Below are 16,422 nucleotides of genomic sequence, written 5' to 3'. Positions count from 1 at the left end.
ACCCTGACTTCATTGGTTCACCGGCGACGCCGGGTCGAGCAGCAAGGCCACCACGTCCTTGATCTGCGCCTCGCTCAGGATGCCGTTGTGGCCGAAGCGCGGCATGTTCGAGCAGGCGGTATAGGCCTGGGCGTTGTAGATCTTGCCCCAAGTGTACTTGACGATCTCCTCGCTGTTCCCGCGCAGCTTGCCGTACTGGTAAAGGCTCGGCCCGATGTTACCGAAGGAGATCTCCTGCTTCGTGATCTGGTGGCAGGCGTAGCAGTTGCCGCCGTTGATGCCGCCGATCGCATCCGACGACTGCATGCCGCGACCGTTCTGGGCGATCTTCTCGCCTTCCTGCCAGCTGCCGAGGTAGTTGCCGTCGGCCGGCGGGCGGATGGTCTTCTGCTGGGCAGCCTCGATGCGGGTCGCCACCTCGGCCGGGCGCTCCTGTGGATACTGGCTGCACAGCTGCTGGGCTTCGTCGCGCTCGGTCACGCGTTCGAGCGTGGCCGGGCCTTTCGAACGGAAGTCCTGCTTCAGCAGCGCCAGCGCGCTCTGTCCGGCATCGGACTCGGCGGCAACGGTGGCGCAGCCCGCCACAACAGCGGCGCCGGCCAGCGCGCCCAGGGTTCTTGCGAAGATGCTCATGCTGCCCTCCTATCGTTTCAGTGCCGGGCCGGCGTAGACGCCGCCGTTCGCGTTCTTCGCCAGGAACATCGTGATCGCGGTGATCGCATCCGATGCATACAGGGGTTCCGGGAAGCGCTGCTGGCGGAAGCAGTCGTACAACCGGTGCTGCATGGTGCGTACTTCTCCCTGCGAGACGCGGTAGGCCGGCCAGGTGGTATAGGCCGCCTGGGCATTGGCTTTATCCAGGATGTTCGGCAGCTCCTGCAGGCGGATGCGCTGGCCGGTGGTCGAATGGCAGGTCGCGCAGGCGAAGTCGTGGGCGCCGCCGCGGTAGAAGAACAGCTGCCTGCCGGCCTCGTAGGCCTGCTTCTCCATCGGATGATTCGTCGACACGGCCATGGGGACGCCGCGCGACTCGGAGGTGATGTAGGCGACCAGGGCCTCGATGTCCGACTGCTTGCCGGTCGAGCCGAAAGGCACCCTGGTGGCCTCGGCCAGGCTCAGTCCCTGCAGGGTCATGCGGCAATACACCAGCCGCTGCTCGAGGTCCATCACCTTGCCCACGTCCTTGAAGTAGCGCGGCAGCTCGGCATAGGCACCCTTCAGCACGCCCGGCCCCTTGCCGAAGTCGCACTGCTCGAGCGAGACCTTGTTCGGTCCCGCCTTTTTCTTCCACAGCTCCTCGCCGCGCATCTCCCACAGCTCGGCGGGATTGCCGTCGGCGAGCATCTGCCGGTACTTTGCGATCTCGTCGGTGGCCGACGATTGCGCCAGCGCCAGCGCGCACACTGCCTGCAGCGGCAAGGCGACGCAAACGAAACGTAAGATCCTCATGCCTCTCTCCTCCTGGTATGGCCTGCGCAGTCTGCGCCGCGCTCACCTGTTTTTAGCTGATGGTGCTTTCATCGGTGCGGGTGTCGCCGGCGGTGTCGACCCAGGTCACGCTGACCTTGTCGCCCTTGGCGGCGCCCTTGACCTTGAAGGACAGGAAGGGATCCTTCGACACCGAAGGGCCGAAGTTCGCATCCAGCACCACCTTGTCGTTCACCTTGGCCAGGAGGGTCTTGATGAAATGCGCGGGGATCGTCTTGCCGCCCGCGTCCTTGCGCTGCCCGGTCTCCATGTCGTGCCGCATGAGGACCTTCACTTCGGCCGTGTCGCCGGTGATACTGGCGCGAATACGCATTGGGTCTGCCATGTTCTCTTCCTTTCTCTATGTCCTGCCATGTCCTGCCGGGAGCTCAGCCGCCGCAGCCGCCGAGGGTGACCTTGATTTCCTTGCTGGCGACCAGCCATTTGCCGTCGGCGCGCACCAGGGCATGGACGTTGGAAGTCGCGCCCATCTTGACCCGGGTGGTCACGGCCGGCTCGGTACCGGCGGGGATATTGAAGCTGGCCGACATGGCGCTCGGATTCTTCTCGACCAGGATGGCCATGAAGTCCGTGTTCGGCGCGCGGCTGGAAATCGACACCGGCACCACGGCGCCGTTCTCGGCGATGTCCGGACCGGTGATGGTCACGTCCTGGCTGACGGTGAACTTGTCGCCGCCGAGCTCCTTGACCGCCGCCTCCAGGCTCTTGGCGTCGAATACCTTCTGGCTCCATTCCGCCGCGAAGACGTCGGCGGGCTTGAGCAGGCCGGCGGCAAAGGCGGCTCCCAGCACCGAGGTGATGCGCATGATGTTGCGTCGCTTTTGATTCATACGGTTCTCCGTTTGTTGAGAGTCACTTCACCTGCGCCATGTAGCCGGCGAGGCGATCCTTGTTCATGACGAAGGACTTCGACAGGGTCTCGGCCTGGCCCTTGGCCTCGGCCAGGTTGACCGGCTTGCCGACCTGGATGACGCCGGCCATGCCCATGACCTTGTGCGGATCGCACACGTAAAGGTACACCCCTTCCTGGTCGAGCTTCAACGAGATCTCTTCGTCCGGCCTGCCCTTCCACGGCGTGGCGCCGGCTGGCACCAGCACCGAGGCGCTGTTGTGCGAGGGGTCGACCTTCACGAACTTGACGGTATCGCCCTTGGCGACGCGCAGGAAGCCGGGTTCGAACACCATGCTGCCGTCCTTGCCGGTGTTGAGCATCCTGACCTGGTGATCGGCCGCCATGGCGCCCGCGCAGGCGAGCGACAGGGCGATGCCGAGAACTGCATGTTTCATATGTGCTCCATCTCCAAGTTGAACTTGCTACAGCTTCATTGCGGGGCGAGGATCCACCCCACCAGGACCTTCAGGTCCTCGTCCTTCACGTGGTCCTGGGCCGGCATCGGGATCGGGCCCCAGCTGCCGGTGCTGCCGTTCCTGATCTTCTCCACCAGGCGCGCGGATGCGCCGGGATCGTCCTTGTATTTGGCGCGCACCGACATGAAGCTGGGCCCCACTACCTTGCTGTCGACGCCATGGCAGGCCAGGCAGGCATTGGCCTGGAATGCCGGCGGCGGCGCCGTGGATGCGGTGCTGGCCATGGCCACGGCCGGCGCCGCGGTGCCCTCGCCCAGCCTGGCCGGCGCCGGCCGCGTGGTATCGACGCCGCGGGTGGCGCCGAAGGCACGCGTCTGCAGGGCCAGGTTGCCGTGGGCGTTGCGCGATGCTTCCGGCAGTGTCGAACGCGGGGCCGGATCGGCCGGGCAGTTCTTCATGCAGGCCACGCTGTGCACGTCGGGCTTGCCCTTGATGTCCCACATGCCGTGATTGGTGGTCATCCCGTTCCGGTTCGGCATGCGCTGCTGGGCCTGGGCAATCGTCGCATCGGACAGCACGAAATCGTCGGGTACGATCTCGCCCATGTTCAGCAGATAGGCGGTGACGGCGTACACCTCGTCGGTGGTGAGCGACTTCGGCGCGTTCCACGGCATGGCGCGGTTGATGTAGTCCCACAGCGTCGACACGGTCGCCACTTTCATCAAGGTGGTCTTCTGCGGCTGGCGGCCGTTGACCAGGGCGGCGACCCGGCCGCTCCTGACGTCTTCCGCCGTCGTGCCGCCGACCAGCGGCGTGAACACCTCGTTCGATTCGCCGAAGGTGCCGTGGCAGGAAGCGCACTTGCCTTCCCAGACCGCCTGGCCCGCGGACACGCTGCCCGAACCCTTGGGCAGGCCCTTGAAGTCGGGGCGGACGTCGATGTCCCAGGCCGCGATCTCCTTCGGCGTGGCGGTGCGTCCGAGGCCGCTCAGCGGGCCTGCGATGGCGGCAGCGGCAACGACGGCAGCGCCGGCCACCGCGATGGCGGCGGCGGTCTTAATAAACCTGGACATTCGCCACCTCCCCCGATGCCCCCACCTGCCAGGACTGGATGGCATTGTTGTGATAGATGGAGCGCGTGCCGCGCACCGCGCGCAGTTCGTTGATCTTCGGCTGGACATAGCCGGTGTCGTCGATTGCGCGCGACTGCAGCACGGCGGGCGCGCCGTTCCATTCCCAGTCGATGTTGAAGCGCGTCAGGGCCTTGCTCAGCACCGGCGTCTCCAGGCGCGCGGTGCGCCAGTTGCGGCCGCCGTCCACCGACACGTCGACGCGCCTGACCTTGCCGCGGCCGGACCAGGCCAGGCCGGTGACGTTGTAGAAGCCCGTGCCGAGCAGGCGCTGGCCGGCGGACGGCGTGGTGATCACCGACTTGCACTCCTGGATCGAGGTGTACTGGCGATAGCTCCCGTCCGGCATCGCGTCCATGTAGTGGATCGCCTCGTCCTTGGTGGCGTAGGGCTGGTCCCCGACCTCGATGCGGCGCAGCCACTTGACCCAGGACACGCCCTGGATGCCCGGCACCACCAGGCGCAGCGGATAGCCGTTCTCCGGGCGCAGCATCTCGCCGTTCATGCCCCAGGCGACGATCACGTCGTCGAGCGCGCGGTCGAGCGGGATGGTGCGCGTCATCGAGGAGCCGTCCGCGCCTTCGGCCAGGACGACACGGGCGGTCCGCTTGTCGTAGCCGCAGTCCTCCAGCAGGACCGACAGCGGCACGCCGGTGAACTCGCTGCAGCTCAGCATGCCGTGCGAGTACTGCACCGACGGCACCGCCACGTTGCCCCACTCCATGGCCGTGTTCGCGCCGCATTCGATGAAGTGAATGCGCGAGACCGAGGGCATGCGCATCAGGTCGTCCATCGTGTAGACCTTGGGATTGCGCACCAGGCCGTTGATCATCAGGCGGTGCCCGGTCGGATCGATGTCGTGCCAGCCCTGGTGGTGGCGCTCGAAGTGCAGGCCGGACGGCGTGATGATGCCGAACAGGCCCTGCAGCGGCGTGAACGCGACCGAGGCCGCCGAGACGCGGGTCAGGCCCGGGGATTCGCGGCGTTGCAGGTTGGCCTCATATTTGGAAGGCAGGCCGTAGGGCATCGCCGCTACCGGACGGCCGAGGGTGCGCGAATGTTCCGGCAAGTTCAGGATGTGCGGATCGCCGCCGCCGCTCACGGCCGGGCGTTCCTGGCCGAGCGCGCTGCCGGCCGTCATGGCGGCGCTGGCCGCCAGGAAGCTGCGGCGCAGGAAGCCGCGCCGCTGCTCGTCCAGTCCCTGGGTGTTGATCTCGTCGATCAGCTCCCGGCCGAGGAAATTCTCGGGCGCCTTCACGACACGGCCAAATCTGCGTACAGGTTTATCCATCCTCTGTTCCGTTCCGGTTGATGATGCATTACCAACTGCACATATAGTCATATGCGCATATCGCTACATGCGCATATACGCATTAAATCAATGCCTTGCCTGGCGCTTGCGCGCCCTCGCCTTATGCGTCCGTGGACATGAAGTGTTCGATTGCAGCCTGGTCGATGCGCCGGCTCTTCTTCACTTTCTCGGCCATGTGGGTGCACACCGTCCGGCAGAGTTCGATCGTGTTCTGGTCTTCGATGCGGTAGTACACCTGCGCGCCTTCCTTGCGCCTGCCGAGGATGCGGGCACGGTAGAGCATGTTCAGCTGGCGCGAAATATTTGCCTGGGTGGCGCCGAGTTCGCTGACGATGGTGCCGACCGGACGCTCGCCATTGCACAGCGCGTGCAGGATCTTCAGGCGGGTCGGCTCCGACAGCAGGAAAAAGTAGTTCGACACCTGCTCGAATACTTCGGCCATTTCCGTGTTGTCGAGATCGGGGTCCATGTGTTCGTATTCATCTATGCGTGTATGCGCATATAACCATCACATTGGCACTATCGCAAGAACTTTCGATATTGCATCGCCACATACGGCAATCAAAATTCGCCCGCGGCGCCACGATCGAGCATCTTGAGCATGGTCTTGCGCACCCGCAGCACGGACTGCTGCAGTTCCGGCGGCATTGAGCGGCCAAGGCGGAGCAGCACATCCATATTCATCGCGTAGAGCCAGAGGCCGTCGTCCTGTTCGACCACCGCAACCCGGCAAGGCAGGAAGGCCGACATGGCGGGACTGAAATCGACGATCGCGCGCGCGGTGGAGGGATCGCAATACGAGTAAATCTTCAGGAACTTTTGCTGCTGGCCGGAGCGGACGGCCAGCTCCCTGGACAGGAACAACTCGCCTACCGGCCGCAGATTGTCTTCGGCGGCCACGCTGGCGAAGGCTTCCTCGACTTCCTTGGGCGATATGCCTGGCGCGACCTTGCGCGACCAGGTGGTTGCCGCGGCGATGTCGCCATTCGCGTCCGCCCAACGGCCTGCGACCCTTGCCGCTTCGGCGGTGGTGCCCGGCTGGGCGTTGGCGAGAACTTGGAGGGTCTTGCATCCTGTGACGCTCGAAATGAGGCATAGGGCGAACAGGAGGCGGGATGCGAAGGCTGGCATGTGGCTTTACGCAGCTAGAAAGTTGCATAGAGGATAAACGCCGGGGACGGGTGATGCAAGCTTTGCGCCTGGGCAGCGCAGAAACAAAAAGGCCAGCAAATCTGCCGGCCTTTTCGATGAATCCTGGTGGGAAGTGCAAGTTTCGAACTTGCGACCCCTGCAGTGTGAATGCAGTGCTCTACCCCTGAGCTAACCYCCCTGTTTTGCTGCTTTTGCTGCGATTGCATCGCTGCAATGACGAGCATTATAGGGGGAGTTTTGCGTTTTGTCACCCCTGCGGAGAATATTTTCTCCAAACACATTCTCCCTTCACCCCTTTGTCGAGTGCGGCCAACACGCTCTCGTGCTCGGCGAGCTCGTCCTCGGCAGCCGACACCACGAGGATGTCGCCCAGCGGGACGGCTTCAAGCTGCGCGCCGCCGCCGGTCTCTTCGATCTCGACGTCCATCGACAGCATGTTCTGCCCGCGCGTCATTGCCAGGTAGACGTCGGCCAACAGTTCCGAGTCCAGCAGTGCGCCGTGCAGCTTGCGGTGGGCGTTCGAGATGCCGTAGCGGTCGCACAGCGCGTCCAGCGAGTTGCGCTTGCCCGGGTGCAGTTCCTTCGCTTGCACCAGGGTGTCGATCACGCTGGCGCAATGGTTGACGAAGGGCGGCAGGCCAATGCGCTCGAATTCGTGGTTCAGGAAGCCGAGGTCGAAGGGCGCGTTGTGGATGATGATTTCCGCATCCTTGACGAACTCGCGCAACTCCTCGGCGATTTCGTGGAACTTCGGCTTGTCGCTCAGGAATTCGGTGGTCAGGCCGTGTACCGCCAGCGCCGCCTCGTCGGAGTCGCGCTCGGGGTTGACGTAGTAGTGCAGGTTCCTGCCGGTCAGTTTGCGGTTGAAGATTTCGACGCAGCCGACTTCGACGATGCGGTCGCCGGTGCGTGGATTCAGGCCGGTGGTTTCGGTATCGAGAACGATCTGGCGCATGCGCTTATTGAGAGAATTCGTTGAAAATCAAAGGCTTATTTTAGCATTTCCGGAACAAGTCTTCAGCGCCGGACCGAGGCCGCGCCCATGTTCGCCAGGGCGTCGGCGCGCTCGTTGCCGGGATGGCCGTTGTGGCCGCGCACCCAGCGCCATTCGACCGCATGCTGCTGCTGGGCGGCGTCGAGGGCCTTCCACAGGTCTTCGTTCTTGACCGGTTCCTTGGTCGAGGTCTTCCAGCCGCGCGCCTTCCAGCCGTGGATCCATTCCGAGATCCCCTTCTGGACGTATTGGCTGTCGGTATGCAGCACCACGTGGCAGGGACGGTTCAGCACGCCCAGCGCCTCGATCACGGCGCGCAGTTCCATGCGGTTGTTGGTGGTGTTCGGCTCGCCGCCGAAGATTTCCTTTTCGTGGTCACCGGCCACGAGCAGCGCGCCCCAGCCCCCTAGGCCCGGATTTCCCTTGCAGGCCCCGTCGGTAAAAATCTCTACTTTGGTCGTCATGCTGCGTTCTTTTCCTCTTGCCTTAGTTCTGGTTGTTGCGTTCGTTGCGGTTGGTCGCCGGCACCGCTTTCGGCGCCTTGCCCGGCTTCTTGTTCCAGGCCGGCCCGATGATGTTCATGCCCTTGACCCGCTTGATCGCGTGCACGATATAGACGGCCCCGAGATATGGCCACCAGCGCCGCCCTGCCCCCTCGACGAAGGCGAAGCGATGCAGCCATTGGGAAGTGCGGAATGGCGGCGCGTAACAGCCGAAATGGCTGCGGGTGGCGCCGAGATTCAACAATTTTAACCAGTCTTTCAGCCGGGGCATAGAGATGAACTCGCCCGCGGTGGGCAGGTAGGTGCTGCTGGTAATGCGGCCCATGCCCTGGCGCACGCCCCACATGCTGGCGGGGTTGAAGCCGCAGATGATCAATTGCCCTTCCGGAATCAAGACCCGCTCGACCTCGCGCAGCACCTGGTGCGGCTCTGCAGCGAACTCGAGCACATGCGGCAGCACCACCAGGTCCAGGCTCTGCGACGCGAACGGCAGGTCGGCGAAGTCGAGGGCGACCGCGACCTGCTTGCCGCTGGCGGCAATCGCCAGTTCGTCGGCGCTCGAGGTGCGGGTCGCGGCCTGCCACTTGTTCGGCATCCGGTTGGCGGCCAGCGCGTCGATCTGCGGCACGCCGATCTGGACGGCGTTGAAGCCGAAGATGTCGGCCGTCAGCTCGTCCAGGCAGGCCTGCTCCCAGGCGCGCACATAGGCGCCGGCCGGCGATTGCAGCCAGCGGTCGAGCGCTATAATGGATTTTTCGGATGCAGCGCTATCCATGCCATCCTTTCCTGAATCGGATCTCTACACGCATTTTCATCGCTTATGACGATTTCGCCGAGCACTCTGGCAGTCCTGACCGTACCCGCCTTCAAGGACAATTATCTCTGGCTGATCCATGACGGTGTCCACGCCGCGGCAGTGGATCCGGGCGACGGCCAGCCCATCCTCGATGCCTTGCGCGCGAACGGCCTGACCCTCACCGCCATTCTACTCACCCATCACCATGCTGACCATATCGGTGGCGTGCCTCAATTGCTTAAAGAATATGACGTACCGGTCTACGGCCCGCGCAACGACGGCATCGCCGCGGTAACCGACCCGCTGGGCGAAGGCGACCGCTTCCAGGTGCCGGGCCTGGCGCTGGAGTTGTCGGTGCTCGAGGTGCCGGGCCATACGCTGGGCCACATCGCCTACGTCCGGAATCATGAAGGCCACGCCGCGGGCGAGCACTGGCTGTTCTGCGGCGACACCCTGTTCGGCGCCGGCTGCGGCCGCCTGTTCGAAGGCACGCCCGCGCAGATGGCCGCTTCGCTGGCCAAGCTCGCCGCCCTGCCCGACGACACCCTCGTCTATTGCGCCCACGAATACACCTTGTCCAACCTGCGCTTTGCCGAGGCCGTCGAGCCGGGCAACCGCGCCCTCAAGATGCGGATCGAGGCCGACAGCAAGGCGCGCGGTACCAAGCTGCCGACCGTGCCCTCGACCATCGCCGCCGAAAAAGCCACCAATCCCTTCCTGCGCGCCACCGAGCCCGGCATCGTCGACAGCCTGGTCGCCGCCGGCCGCCTGCAGCCGGGCGCTTCGCCGGTAGCCGCCTTCGCCGCCCTGCGCGAATGGAAGAACGTGTTCTGATGAGCGCCGCGCCGACGCAGGCCGACTTTTACTTCGACCCGATCAGCCCCTATGCCTGGCTGGCGGCACGTTCGCTCGGCCGTCTCGAAGGTGCCGGCGTTCAGGTCCGCTTCATGCCGGTGCTGTTCGCCGGCCTGCTGAAGGCCCATGGCAACCTGGGGCCGGCCGAGGTGCCGGCCAAGCGCCTCTACCTGTTCCGCGACGTGATGCGCGAAGCGGCCCGCCGCGGCCTGCCCTTCGCCGGACCGCCCGGCCATCCGTTCAATCCGCTGACGGCGCTGCGCATGTGCACGGCGATCGGCGACGACTTCGAGCGGCGCAGGCTGGCGCTGGCCTTGATGGCGGCCTGCTGGGAAGGTGGGGAAGATGTGTCGGATGCGGCCGTGTTGGCGCGCCTGGCCGATGAGGCCGGTTTCGATGGCCATGCCTTGCTGGAGCGGGCTGCGACGCCGGAGATCAAGCAGGCGCTGGCGGCGACGACCGATGCCGCGATTGCCGATGGTGTCTTCGGGGTGCCGACATTCCGGCTCGATGGCGAGCTGTTCTGGGGCGGGGATCGCATCGAGGCGCTGCTGTGGCGGCACGAAGGTGGGACGATCGATGAGGAGCAGCTGGCCGCGTTTCTGGCGAGGGAAGCGTTGGCACAACGTAGGGTGGGCACTCCCCTGCCCACGCAAACGCCGGCATAACGCACATGTTCGCGTGGGCACACCGTGCCCACGACAGCGTTCAGATCTCTTCGTACAGCGGCAAGGTCAGGAACTCGGCAAACTCCTCCGAAGTCGACATCTGTTCGAAGATCTCGGCCGCCCGCGCATAGCTCGGGTTGTCGCCGTTCGGCGCGACTTCCTTCACCTTGGCCAGTTCTTCCGGAATCATCGCGCGTACCATCTCGGCGGTGACCTTGCGGCCGTCCTCCAGCACGCCCTTCGGCGAGCGGATCCACTGCCACACTTGCGAGCGGCTGATTTCGGCGGTGGCGGCGTCTTCCATCAGGTTGTGGATCGGCACGCAGCCGTTGCCGGCCAGCCAGGCGCCCAGGTAGTGGATGCCGACGTTGATGTTGTAGCGCAGGCCGGCTTCGGTGATCGGGGTCTCCGGCTTGAAGTCGAGCAGTTGGGCGGCCGTGACTTCGACGTCCGGACGCTGCTTGCCGATCTGGTTCGGCTTGTCGCCAAGCACCTTCTTGAACTCGGTCATGGCCGGCTCGACCAGGCCCGGGTGGGCGACCCAGCCGCCGTCGTAGCCGTCGGTGGCGTCGCGCGCCTTGTCGCTGATGACGCCGCCCATTGCGATGGCGTTCTTTTCCGGGTCGTTCTTGATCGGGATCAGGGCCGACATGCCGCCGATCGCCGGCGCGCCGCGCTTGTGGCATGTCTTCAGCAGCAGCAGCGCATAGGCGCGCATGAAGGGTGAGGTCATCGTCACCTTCGGACGGTCGGCCAGGCAGAACTCCTTATCCAGCTTGAACTTCTTGATGCAGGAGAAGATGTAGTCCCAACGGCCCGCGTTCAGGCCGGCGCTGTGCTCGCGCAGTTCGTACAGGATCTCGTCCATCTCGAAGGCGGCCAGGATGGTCTCGATCAGCACGGTGGCCTTGATCGTGCCTTGCGGCAGGCCCAGCTCGTCCTGGGTCATCTTGAAGATGTCGTTCCACAGGCGGGCTTCCAGGTGCGATTCCATCTTCGGCAGATAGAAGTAGGGACCGGCGCCGCGCGCCAGCTGCTCCTTGGCGTTGTGGACCATGAACAGGGCGAAGTCGAAGATGCCGCCGGAGACGCGCTGGCCGTCCACCAGCACGTGCTTYTCRTCCAGGTGCCAGCCGCGCGGRCGCACGACCAGGGTCGCGACCTTCTCGTTCAGCTTGTACTGCTTGCCGTTCTGCTCCAGCGAGATGGTGCCGCGCACGGCGTCGACCATGTTCAGCTGGCCGGTGATCTGGTTGTCCCAGTTCGGGGTGTTCGAATCCTCGAAGTCGGTCATATAGCTGTCCGCGCCCGAGTTCAGGGCGTTGATCACCATCTTGCGCTCGACCGGGCCGGTGATCTCCACGCGGCGGCATTCCAGCGCTTTCGGGATCGGCGCAATCTTCCAGTCGCCGTTACGGATATTGGCGGTTTCCGGCAGGAAGTCCGGACGTTCGCCGGCATCCAGGCGCTTGGCGCGCTCGGCGCGGGCGGCCAGCAGTTGCTGGCGGCGCGGCTCGAACTCGCGGCTCAGCTTGGCGACGAGGGCGAGCGCCTCGGGAGTCAGGATCTGTTCGTAGCCGGGTTTGATCTCGGCGCGGATCTCCATTCCGGACGGGGTGGCGATGCTCATGACTTATTCTCCTAGGGTTGGCGTTTGCTATCTGGTCAAGTATATTCACTCAAGCGTCATTAAACGAGACAAAAAATATATTCATCTGTGCGTTTTTGTCACAGATGGGGAGCCTACACAGTCAGCATGGGTCATTTTCGCCAGATTTCCACCTTCGTCGAAGTCGTCGCGCGCGGCAGCCTGTCCGCCGCGGCGCGCGCCGAGGGCATCGCCCCCGCCATGATCGGCCGCCGCCTCGACGCCCTCGAGGCCCGCCTCGGTGTCAAGCTGATGCAGCGCACTACCCGCAAGCTGGTGCTGACCGACGAGGGCGCCGCCTTCCTTGAAGATTGCCAGAGGATCCTGGCCGAGCTGGAAGAAGCCGAGTCGGCCGTCTCGGAGCGCAGTGCGCGCGCCACCGGCCACCTGCTGGTTTCGGCCCCGGCCGGCTTTGGACGCCAGCACGTGGCGCCGCTGGTGCCTTCCTTCCTCGCCGAGCACCGCGACCTGACGCTCAACCTGAACCTGAACGACCGTGTGGTCGACGTCATCGGCGAAGGCGTGGACGTGGCGATCCGCATCGCCGCCCTGTCCGATTCCAGCCTGGTGGGCGTGAAGCTGGCCGACAACCATCGTGTGGTAGTGGCCGCGCCCGCCTACCTGAAGCGCCACGGCACGCCGCAAACGCTGGACGAACTCGCGCGCCACAACTGCCTGGCGATCAGCAGCGAAGGCAGCCAGCGCGGCTGGACCTTCCAGGAAGACGGCCGCATCGTGACCCTGAAGGTGGGTGGGAATATGGTTTGCAACGACGGCGCCGTGCTGCACGACTGGGCGCTCGCCGGGCGCGGCCTGGCATGGCGTTCGATGTGGGAAGTGGGGCCGGAAATCGCGGCGGGAAGGCTGGTGCCGGTGCTGGAACAATACGCTGCGCCGGGCAACGATATTTATGCGGTATTCGCCCAGCGGCGCCACCTGCCGCTGCGCATCCGCAGCTTCGTCGACTTCCTGCGGCACGCCTATTCTCAGCCGGAGTATTGGCGGAACAAGCTTGGAAGTTAAAGAACATTTCCCGCAAAAATGAATGTCGCAGGCAAAAAAAATCCCCGGACATGCCGAGGATTTTTTGCTGACATTCAGCGAGTAATCGTGACGATTACAGCGGCTGGATGTTCGATGCTTGCTTGCCCTTCGGACCCGAGGTCACGTCGAACGAAACACGCTGATTCTCTTGCAGCGACTTGAAGCCTTGGGATTGGATCGCCGAGAAGTGAGCGAACAGATCTTCGCCGCCTTCGTCCGGGGTGATGAAGCCGAAGCCCTTGGAGTCATTGAACCATTTAACGATGCCAGTTGCCATTACTATTTCCTATTTCAGTTGAAGTGGGCTTGCGCCCGTTTACGATCGTTTGAAGAAGCAAGAAACAAATGACAGACTAACTGCACTGCAACCGCGAATCCAACGATCCCACATTATACCGAATAAACCAGAACATACACGGTTTTCGAAAAATAAAAAGCGCGATTCGTGTCATTCCTAAAACCAACTTTCACGCGCCTTTATTTAACGTCGGCTGTAAGCAGAATATAGAGTAACGAATCCTGACAAGTTTGTCATATATCAAACGACTTTCAGACAAATTTCTTGTCGAAAGATCAGATGCCGGACTCGTCGTTGGGATAGGCATCCTTCGGGTCGCGCAGGGCCCAGGCCACGAACACATCCAGTTCGCAGAGCCAGGCGCGCCAGTCTTCCGGCGCGACAGCGTCGAAGGTCATCAAGACCCGCAGGCGCTGTTCGAGGTTGCGGGCCTGGTGGCCGAGGATGCGGAAACCGAAGGTGGCGGAGGAGCCCGCCAAGGTGTGGAGCACGGCGTGCAGCTCGCCGATGAGCTCAGGCTGCGGCCGGACCGTGTCGAAGGTGTTGCGCGCAACCGACAGGCGCCCCAGGGTCAACGGGAGGGAAGACGCGAACTTGTCGTTCAGCTCTGCCAGACGCTCGAAGAATTCGACGTCGACCGCACCGTTCATGCCCTGGGCCGTGCTCATCTGCGCGCGTTACTTGGTGCCGAAGATGCGGTCGCCCGCATCGCCCAGGCCCGGAATGATGTAGGCGTGCTCGTTCAGGTGGCTGTCCAGCGAGGCCACGTAGAGCTTGACGTTCGGATGGGCCTTGTGGAACACCTCCACGCCTTCCGGCGCAGCCACCAGGGCCAGGAAGATGATCTGGTCGTCCGGCACGCCGCGCTTCTTGAGCACGTCCACGGCGTAGACCGCCGAATTGCCGGTCGCGACCATCGGATCGCAGAGGATGAAGGTACGCTCGTTGGTGTCCGGCAGGCGCACCAGGTATTCCACCGGCTGGTGGGTGTCCGGATCGCGGAACACGCCGATGTGGCCGACGCGGGCGGACGGCACCAGTTCCAGCAGGCCGTCGCTCATGCCGACGCCGGCGCGCAGGATCGGGACGATGGCCAGTTTCTTGCCGGCGATGACGGGCGCGTCGATCGTCATCAGCGGGGTTTCGATCTCGCGGGTGGTCAGCGGCAGATCGCGCGTGATCTCGTAGCCCATCAGCAAGGTGATCTCCCTGAGCAGCTCGCGGAAGGTCCGGGTCGAAGTGCCGCGGTCGCGCATGTGCGACAGCTTATGCTGGATAAGCGGGTGATTCAGGATGAACAGGCTGGGGAAACGCGGATCTTGTTTCATTATCGAACTCTATCTAATTGCGGTCATGCCTAGAGTGTCTGACAAAGCCTTCAGGGCAAGGGATACGGCCCACCGGCGCGCCGGCGAAGACAGTAGGCTGGTACGGCGAGCGGATGCAACGCCGCCATGGAGGTTTTGTCAGGCACTCGTAGCTGAAAGAGCAGCATTATCCCAGCCGCGGGCTTATTTGTCCCTATCTTGTTGAAGAAATTTCCAGAGCACGGGCCAGGATCGCGGCGGCGTCGACCCCATCCGCCAGCCGGCCGAAGGCGCCGCCGACGTCACGGGCGATGCGCGAGGCCACGAAGGCATCCGCCACCTGGGCCGGCGCATGGCGCAGCAGCAGCCCGGCCTGGACCCCGACCACCAGGCGCTCGGCCAGGCGGCGCGCGCCGAATTCCGACACCGCCCCACCCGCCAGCTCGTCGAGCAGGCCCGCGCACCAGGCGTCGAAACGGGCGTCGCGTCCGGCGGCCAGTGCGAGCTCGCGCGCCAGCGCGGCGCCCGCCTCGGGCGACTTGCCGAAGGCGCGCAGCACGTCCAGGCACATCACGTTGCCCGAGCCTTCCCAGATCGAGTTCACGGGGAATTCGCGATACAGCCGCGCCAGCGGGCCATCCTCGACATAGCCGTTGCCGCCCATGACTTCCATCGCCTCGGCGCCAATGGCCGGGCCGCGCTTGCACAGCCAGTATTTGCCGGCCGGGGTCAGGATCCGCCCCAGCAGCACTTCATCCGGGTCGTCCTGGCGGTCGTAACAACGGGCCAGGCGCAGCGCGTAGGCCGTCGCCGCCTCCGATTCCAGCGCCAGGTCGGCCAGCACGTTCTGCATCAGCGGCTGCTCGGCCAGCGGACGGCCGAAGGCGCTGCGTCCGCGCGCATGGTGCAGCGCATGGCAGAGGGCTGCGCGGATGATGCCGGCGGTCCCCAGCACGCAATCGAGCCGGGTATGGCTGCCCATTTCGAGGATGGTCGGGATGCCGCGGCCTTCGCGCCCGATCATCCAGCCGACGGCGTCGCAGAACTCGACCTCGGACGAGGCGTTCGAACGGTTTCCCAGCTTGTTCTTCAGGCGCTGCACGCGGATGGCGTTGCGGCTGCCGTCCGGCAGGAAGCGCGGCACGAAGAAGCAGCTGAGGCCAGCGCCCCCCTCGCTGTCCGTCTGGGCCAGCACCAGATGGGCGTCGCACTGCGGCGCCGAGTAAAACCATTTATGACCCACGATCGCGAACGCGCCCTCGCCTTCTTCGCCGAAGCGGGCTTTTGCCTGGCCTGGGCCGAGTGGCGTGGCGCGCGTGGTATTGGCGCGCACGTCGGTGCCGCCCTGCTTTTCCGTCATGCCCATGCCGATCAGGGCGCCGCGCTTCTGCTCCACCGGGAGCGAGCGCGGATCGTATTCGCGCGACAGGATCTTCGGCAGCCAGCGCGCGGCAATTGCCGGGTTCTGGCGCAGCGCCGGCACCGAAGCATAGGTCATCGTCACCGGGCATTGCGAACCGTTCTCGACCTGGCCGAACAGCAGGTAGGCGGCGGCGCGCGCGACCTGCCTTCCGGGCCGACCGGCTTCGCTGGGCTCCCACGGCAGCGAGTGCGTACCGTTCTCGATCAGCATGCTCATCAGGCGGTGCCAGGACGGATGGAATTCGACCTCGTCGATGCGATTGCCGGCGCGGTCGAAATTCACCAGCCGCGGCGAGAATTCGTTGGCCAGCCGCCCCAGGTCCAGCACCTCGCTGCTGCCCAGTGTGGCGCCGAGGGCGTCCAGCGTCTCCCTGGCCCAGCCGGCGCCTTCTCTCTCCAGGCCTTCACGCAGGGCGGGGTCGCAGCGGAACAGGTTGACGTCGCCGAAAGGCGGCGCCTGGTTGAATACCTCGTGCGTATCGAATCGGTTCATGGCC

Annotated in this window: 20 protein-coding genes and 1 tRNA gene; 3 read left to right on the top strand and 18 right to left on the bottom strand. The window is 64.5% G+C overall.

The annotated features are described in order from the left end of the window. Positions 1-9: 9 nt before the first annotated feature. From soxX to AC1DIX_RS17100, 13 genes are all read right to left on the bottom strand, one after another. Positions 10-633 (bottom strand): sulfur oxidation c-type cytochrome SoxX, encoded by a 624-nt coding sequence (gene soxX / locus AC1DIX_RS17160; protein WP_477325967.1) that lies wholly within the window; start codon positions 631-633, stop codon positions 10-12. Positions 634-642: 9 nt separating this feature from the next. Further along, entirely contained in the window at positions 643-1,449 is an 807-nt protein-coding gene (gene soxA, locus AC1DIX_RS17155) for a sulfur oxidation c-type cytochrome SoxA (RefSeq protein ID WP_477325965.1), read from the bottom strand. Positions 1,450-1,501: 52 nt separating this feature from the next. Next, a complete protein-coding gene (gene soxZ, locus AC1DIX_RS17150) occupies positions 1,502-1,813 on the bottom strand; it encodes a thiosulfate oxidation carrier complex protein SoxZ (protein ID WP_477325963.1) in 312 nt (103 codons plus the stop codon). A 43-nt stretch (positions 1,814-1,856) separates the two neighbouring features. Next, on the bottom strand, positions 1,857-2,318 hold the full coding sequence (gene soxY, locus AC1DIX_RS17145; protein ID WP_477325961.1) for a thiosulfate oxidation carrier protein SoxY: 462 nt from the start codon (positions 2,316-2,318) through the stop codon (positions 1,857-1,859). Between the two features lie 22 nt (positions 2,319-2,340). Further along, the gene (locus tag AC1DIX_RS17140) at positions 2,341-2,775 is read right to left on the bottom strand and encodes a pseudoazurin (protein WP_477325959.1); all 435 of its coding nucleotides are present in this window, start codon (positions 2,773-2,775) and stop codon (positions 2,341-2,343) included. A gap of 35 nt (positions 2,776-2,810) precedes the next feature. Then, positions 2,811-3,869: a c-type cytochrome gene (locus AC1DIX_RS17135; protein ID WP_477325957.1), complete on the bottom strand. Its 1,059-nt coding sequence runs from the start codon at positions 3,867-3,869 to the stop codon at positions 2,811-2,813. After that, positions 3,853-5,217, bottom strand: coding sequence for a sulfite dehydrogenase (soxC, locus tag AC1DIX_RS17130; protein WP_477325955.1), 1,365 nt, complete (start codon positions 5,215-5,217; stop codon positions 3,853-3,855). The genes AC1DIX_RS17135 and soxC overlap by 17 nt, the downstream gene beginning before the upstream one ends. Before the next feature lie 121 nt (positions 5,218-5,338). Then, on the bottom strand, positions 5,339-5,707 hold the full coding sequence (locus AC1DIX_RS17125) for an ArsR/SmtB family transcription factor (RefSeq protein WP_442122077.1): 369 nt from the start codon (positions 5,705-5,707) through the stop codon (positions 5,339-5,341). Positions 5,708-5,799: 92 nt separating this feature from the next. After that, positions 5,800-6,369: a DUF302 domain-containing protein gene (locus AC1DIX_RS17120; RefSeq protein ID WP_477325953.1), complete on the bottom strand. Its 570-nt coding sequence runs from the start codon at positions 6,367-6,369 to the stop codon at positions 5,800-5,802. 124 nt (positions 6,370-6,493) lie between these two features. Continuing rightward, positions 6,494-6,568 (bottom strand) — tRNA-Val (locus tag AC1DIX_RS17115). Positions 6,569-6,637: 69 nt separating this feature from the next. Continuing rightward, on the bottom strand, positions 6,638-7,345 hold the full coding sequence (gene dnaQ / locus AC1DIX_RS17110; protein WP_442122075.1) for a DNA polymerase III subunit epsilon: 708 nt from the start codon (positions 7,343-7,345) through the stop codon (positions 6,638-6,640). Positions 7,346-7,407: 62 nt separating this feature from the next. After that, positions 7,408-7,848 (bottom strand): ribonuclease HI, encoded by a 441-nt coding sequence (rnhA, locus tag AC1DIX_RS17105; RefSeq protein WP_442122074.1) that lies wholly within the window; start codon positions 7,846-7,848, stop codon positions 7,408-7,410. 22 nt (positions 7,849-7,870) lie between these two features. Then, positions 7,871-8,662 (bottom strand): class I SAM-dependent methyltransferase, encoded by a 792-nt coding sequence (locus AC1DIX_RS17100; RefSeq protein ID WP_442122073.1) that lies wholly within the window; start codon positions 8,660-8,662, stop codon positions 7,871-7,873. A gap of 45 nt (positions 8,663-8,707) precedes the next feature. On the opposite strand from AC1DIX_RS17100, the gene gloB reads away from it, so the two are divergent. After that, positions 8,708-9,517, top strand: coding sequence for a hydroxyacylglutathione hydrolase (gene gloB / locus AC1DIX_RS17095; RefSeq protein WP_477325950.1), 810 nt, complete (start codon positions 8,708-8,710; stop codon positions 9,515-9,517). Next, complete coding sequence (locus AC1DIX_RS17090) at positions 9,517-10,206, top strand: DsbA family protein (RefSeq protein ID WP_477325948.1); 690 nt, start codon at positions 9,517-9,519, stop codon at positions 10,204-10,206. The genes gloB and AC1DIX_RS17090 overlap by 1 nt, the downstream gene beginning before the upstream one ends. A 40-nt stretch (positions 10,207-10,246) precedes the next feature. Here AC1DIX_RS17090 and aceB read toward each other — a convergent pair whose 3' ends face one another. Next, entirely contained in the window at positions 10,247-11,836 is a 1,590-nt protein-coding gene (aceB, locus tag AC1DIX_RS17085; RefSeq protein WP_477325946.1) for a malate synthase A, read from the bottom strand. Positions 11,837-11,962: 126 nt separating this feature from the next. Between aceB and AC1DIX_RS17080 the strand changes: the two genes are divergently transcribed. Next, complete coding sequence (locus AC1DIX_RS17080; protein ID WP_442122069.1) at positions 11,963-12,877, top strand: LysR family transcriptional regulator; 915 nt, start codon at positions 11,963-11,965, stop codon at positions 12,875-12,877. A gap of 94 nt (positions 12,878-12,971) precedes the next feature. Here AC1DIX_RS17080 and AC1DIX_RS17075 read toward each other — a convergent pair whose 3' ends face one another. The 4 genes from AC1DIX_RS17075 to AC1DIX_RS17060 all read right to left on the bottom strand — a co-directional run bounded on the left by AC1DIX_RS17075 (position 12,972) and on the right by AC1DIX_RS17060 (position 16,418). Beyond that, a complete protein-coding gene (locus tag AC1DIX_RS17075; protein WP_036166698.1) occupies positions 12,972-13,175 on the bottom strand; it encodes a cold-shock protein in 204 nt (67 codons plus the stop codon). 296 nt (positions 13,176-13,471) lie between these two features. Continuing rightward, on the bottom strand, positions 13,472-13,864 hold the full coding sequence (locus tag AC1DIX_RS17070; RefSeq protein ID WP_442122068.1) for an Hpt domain-containing protein: 393 nt from the start codon (positions 13,862-13,864) through the stop codon (positions 13,472-13,474). A gap of 9 nt (positions 13,865-13,873) precedes the next feature. Beyond that, positions 13,874-14,524: a uracil phosphoribosyltransferase gene (upp, locus tag AC1DIX_RS17065; protein WP_442122067.1), complete on the bottom strand. Its 651-nt coding sequence runs from the start codon at positions 14,522-14,524 to the stop codon at positions 13,874-13,876. 193 nt (positions 14,525-14,717) lie between these two features. Next, complete coding sequence (locus AC1DIX_RS17060) at positions 14,718-16,418, bottom strand: isovaleryl-CoA dehydrogenase (protein WP_477325944.1); 1,701 nt, start codon at positions 16,416-16,418, stop codon at positions 14,718-14,720. Positions 16,419-16,422: the final 4 nt, after the last annotated feature.

The organism is Massilia sp. 05N420 (genome assembly GCF_056397205.1).
Note: the sequence above shows the minus strand (reverse complement) of the source record. Positions and strands in the feature narration are given on the sequence as shown.

Coding starts and splice junctions, on each gene's coding strand:
- AC1DIX_RS17080 (WP_442122069.1), top strand. CDS start 11,963: ATGGGTCATTTTCGCCAGATTTCCACCTTCGTCGAAGTCGTCGCGCGC.
- AC1DIX_RS17090 (WP_477325948.1), top strand. CDS start 9,517: ATGAGCGCCGCGCCGACGCAGGCCGACTTTTACTTCGACCCGATCAGC.
- soxZ (WP_477325963.1), bottom strand. CDS start 1,813: ATGGCAGACCCAATGCGTATTCGCGCCAGTATCACCGGCGACACGGCC.
- AC1DIX_RS17120 (WP_477325953.1), bottom strand. CDS start 6,369: ATGCCAGCCTTCGCATCCCGCCTCCTGTTCGCCCTATGCCTCATTTCG.
- AC1DIX_RS17070 (WP_442122068.1), bottom strand. CDS start 13,864: ATGAGCACGGCCCAGGGCATGAACGGTGCGGTCGACGTCGAATTCTTC.
- AC1DIX_RS17060 (WP_477325944.1), bottom strand. CDS start 16,418: ATGAACCGATTCGATACGCACGAGGTATTCAACCAGGCGCCGCCTTTC.
- rnhA (WP_442122074.1), bottom strand. CDS start 7,848: ATGACGACCAAAGTAGAGATTTTTACCGACGGGGCCTGCAAGGGAAAT.
- soxY (WP_477325961.1), bottom strand. CDS start 2,318: ATGAATCAAAAGCGACGCAACATCATGCGCATCACCTCGGTGCTGGGA.
- upp (WP_442122067.1), bottom strand. CDS start 14,524: ATGAAACAAGATCCGCGTTTCCCCAGCCTGTTCATCCTGAATCACCCG.
- AC1DIX_RS17135 (WP_477325957.1), bottom strand. CDS start 3,869: ATGTCCAGGTTTATTAAGACCGCCGCCGCCATCGCGGTGGCCGGCGCT.
- soxX (WP_477325967.1), bottom strand. CDS start 633: ATGAGCATCTTCGCAAGAACCCTGGGCGCGCTGGCCGGCGCCGCTGTT.
- soxC (WP_477325955.1), bottom strand. CDS start 5,217: ATGGATAAACCTGTACGCAGATTTGGCCGTGTCGTGAAGGCGCCCGAG.
- AC1DIX_RS17075 (WP_036166698.1), bottom strand. CDS start 13,175: ATGGCAACTGGCATCGTTAAATGGTTCAATGACTCCAAGGGCTTCGGC.
- gloB (WP_477325950.1), top strand. CDS start 8,708: ATGACGATTTCGCCGAGCACTCTGGCAGTCCTGACCGTACCCGCCTTC.
- AC1DIX_RS17140 (WP_477325959.1), bottom strand. CDS start 2,775: ATGAAACATGCAGTTCTCGGCATCGCCCTGTCGCTCGCCTGCGCGGGC.
- soxA (WP_477325965.1), bottom strand. CDS start 1,449: ATGAGGATCTTACGTTTCGTTTGCGTCGCCTTGCCGCTGCAGGCAGTG.
- AC1DIX_RS17125 (WP_442122077.1), bottom strand. CDS start 5,707: ATGGACCCCGATCTCGACAACACGGAAATGGCCGAAGTATTCGAGCAG.
- dnaQ (WP_442122075.1), bottom strand. CDS start 7,345: ATGCGCCAGATCGTTCTCGATACCGAAACCACCGGCCTGAATCCACGC.
- AC1DIX_RS17100 (WP_442122073.1), bottom strand. CDS start 8,662: ATGGATAGCGCTGCATCCGAAAAATCCATTATAGCGCTCGACCGCTGG.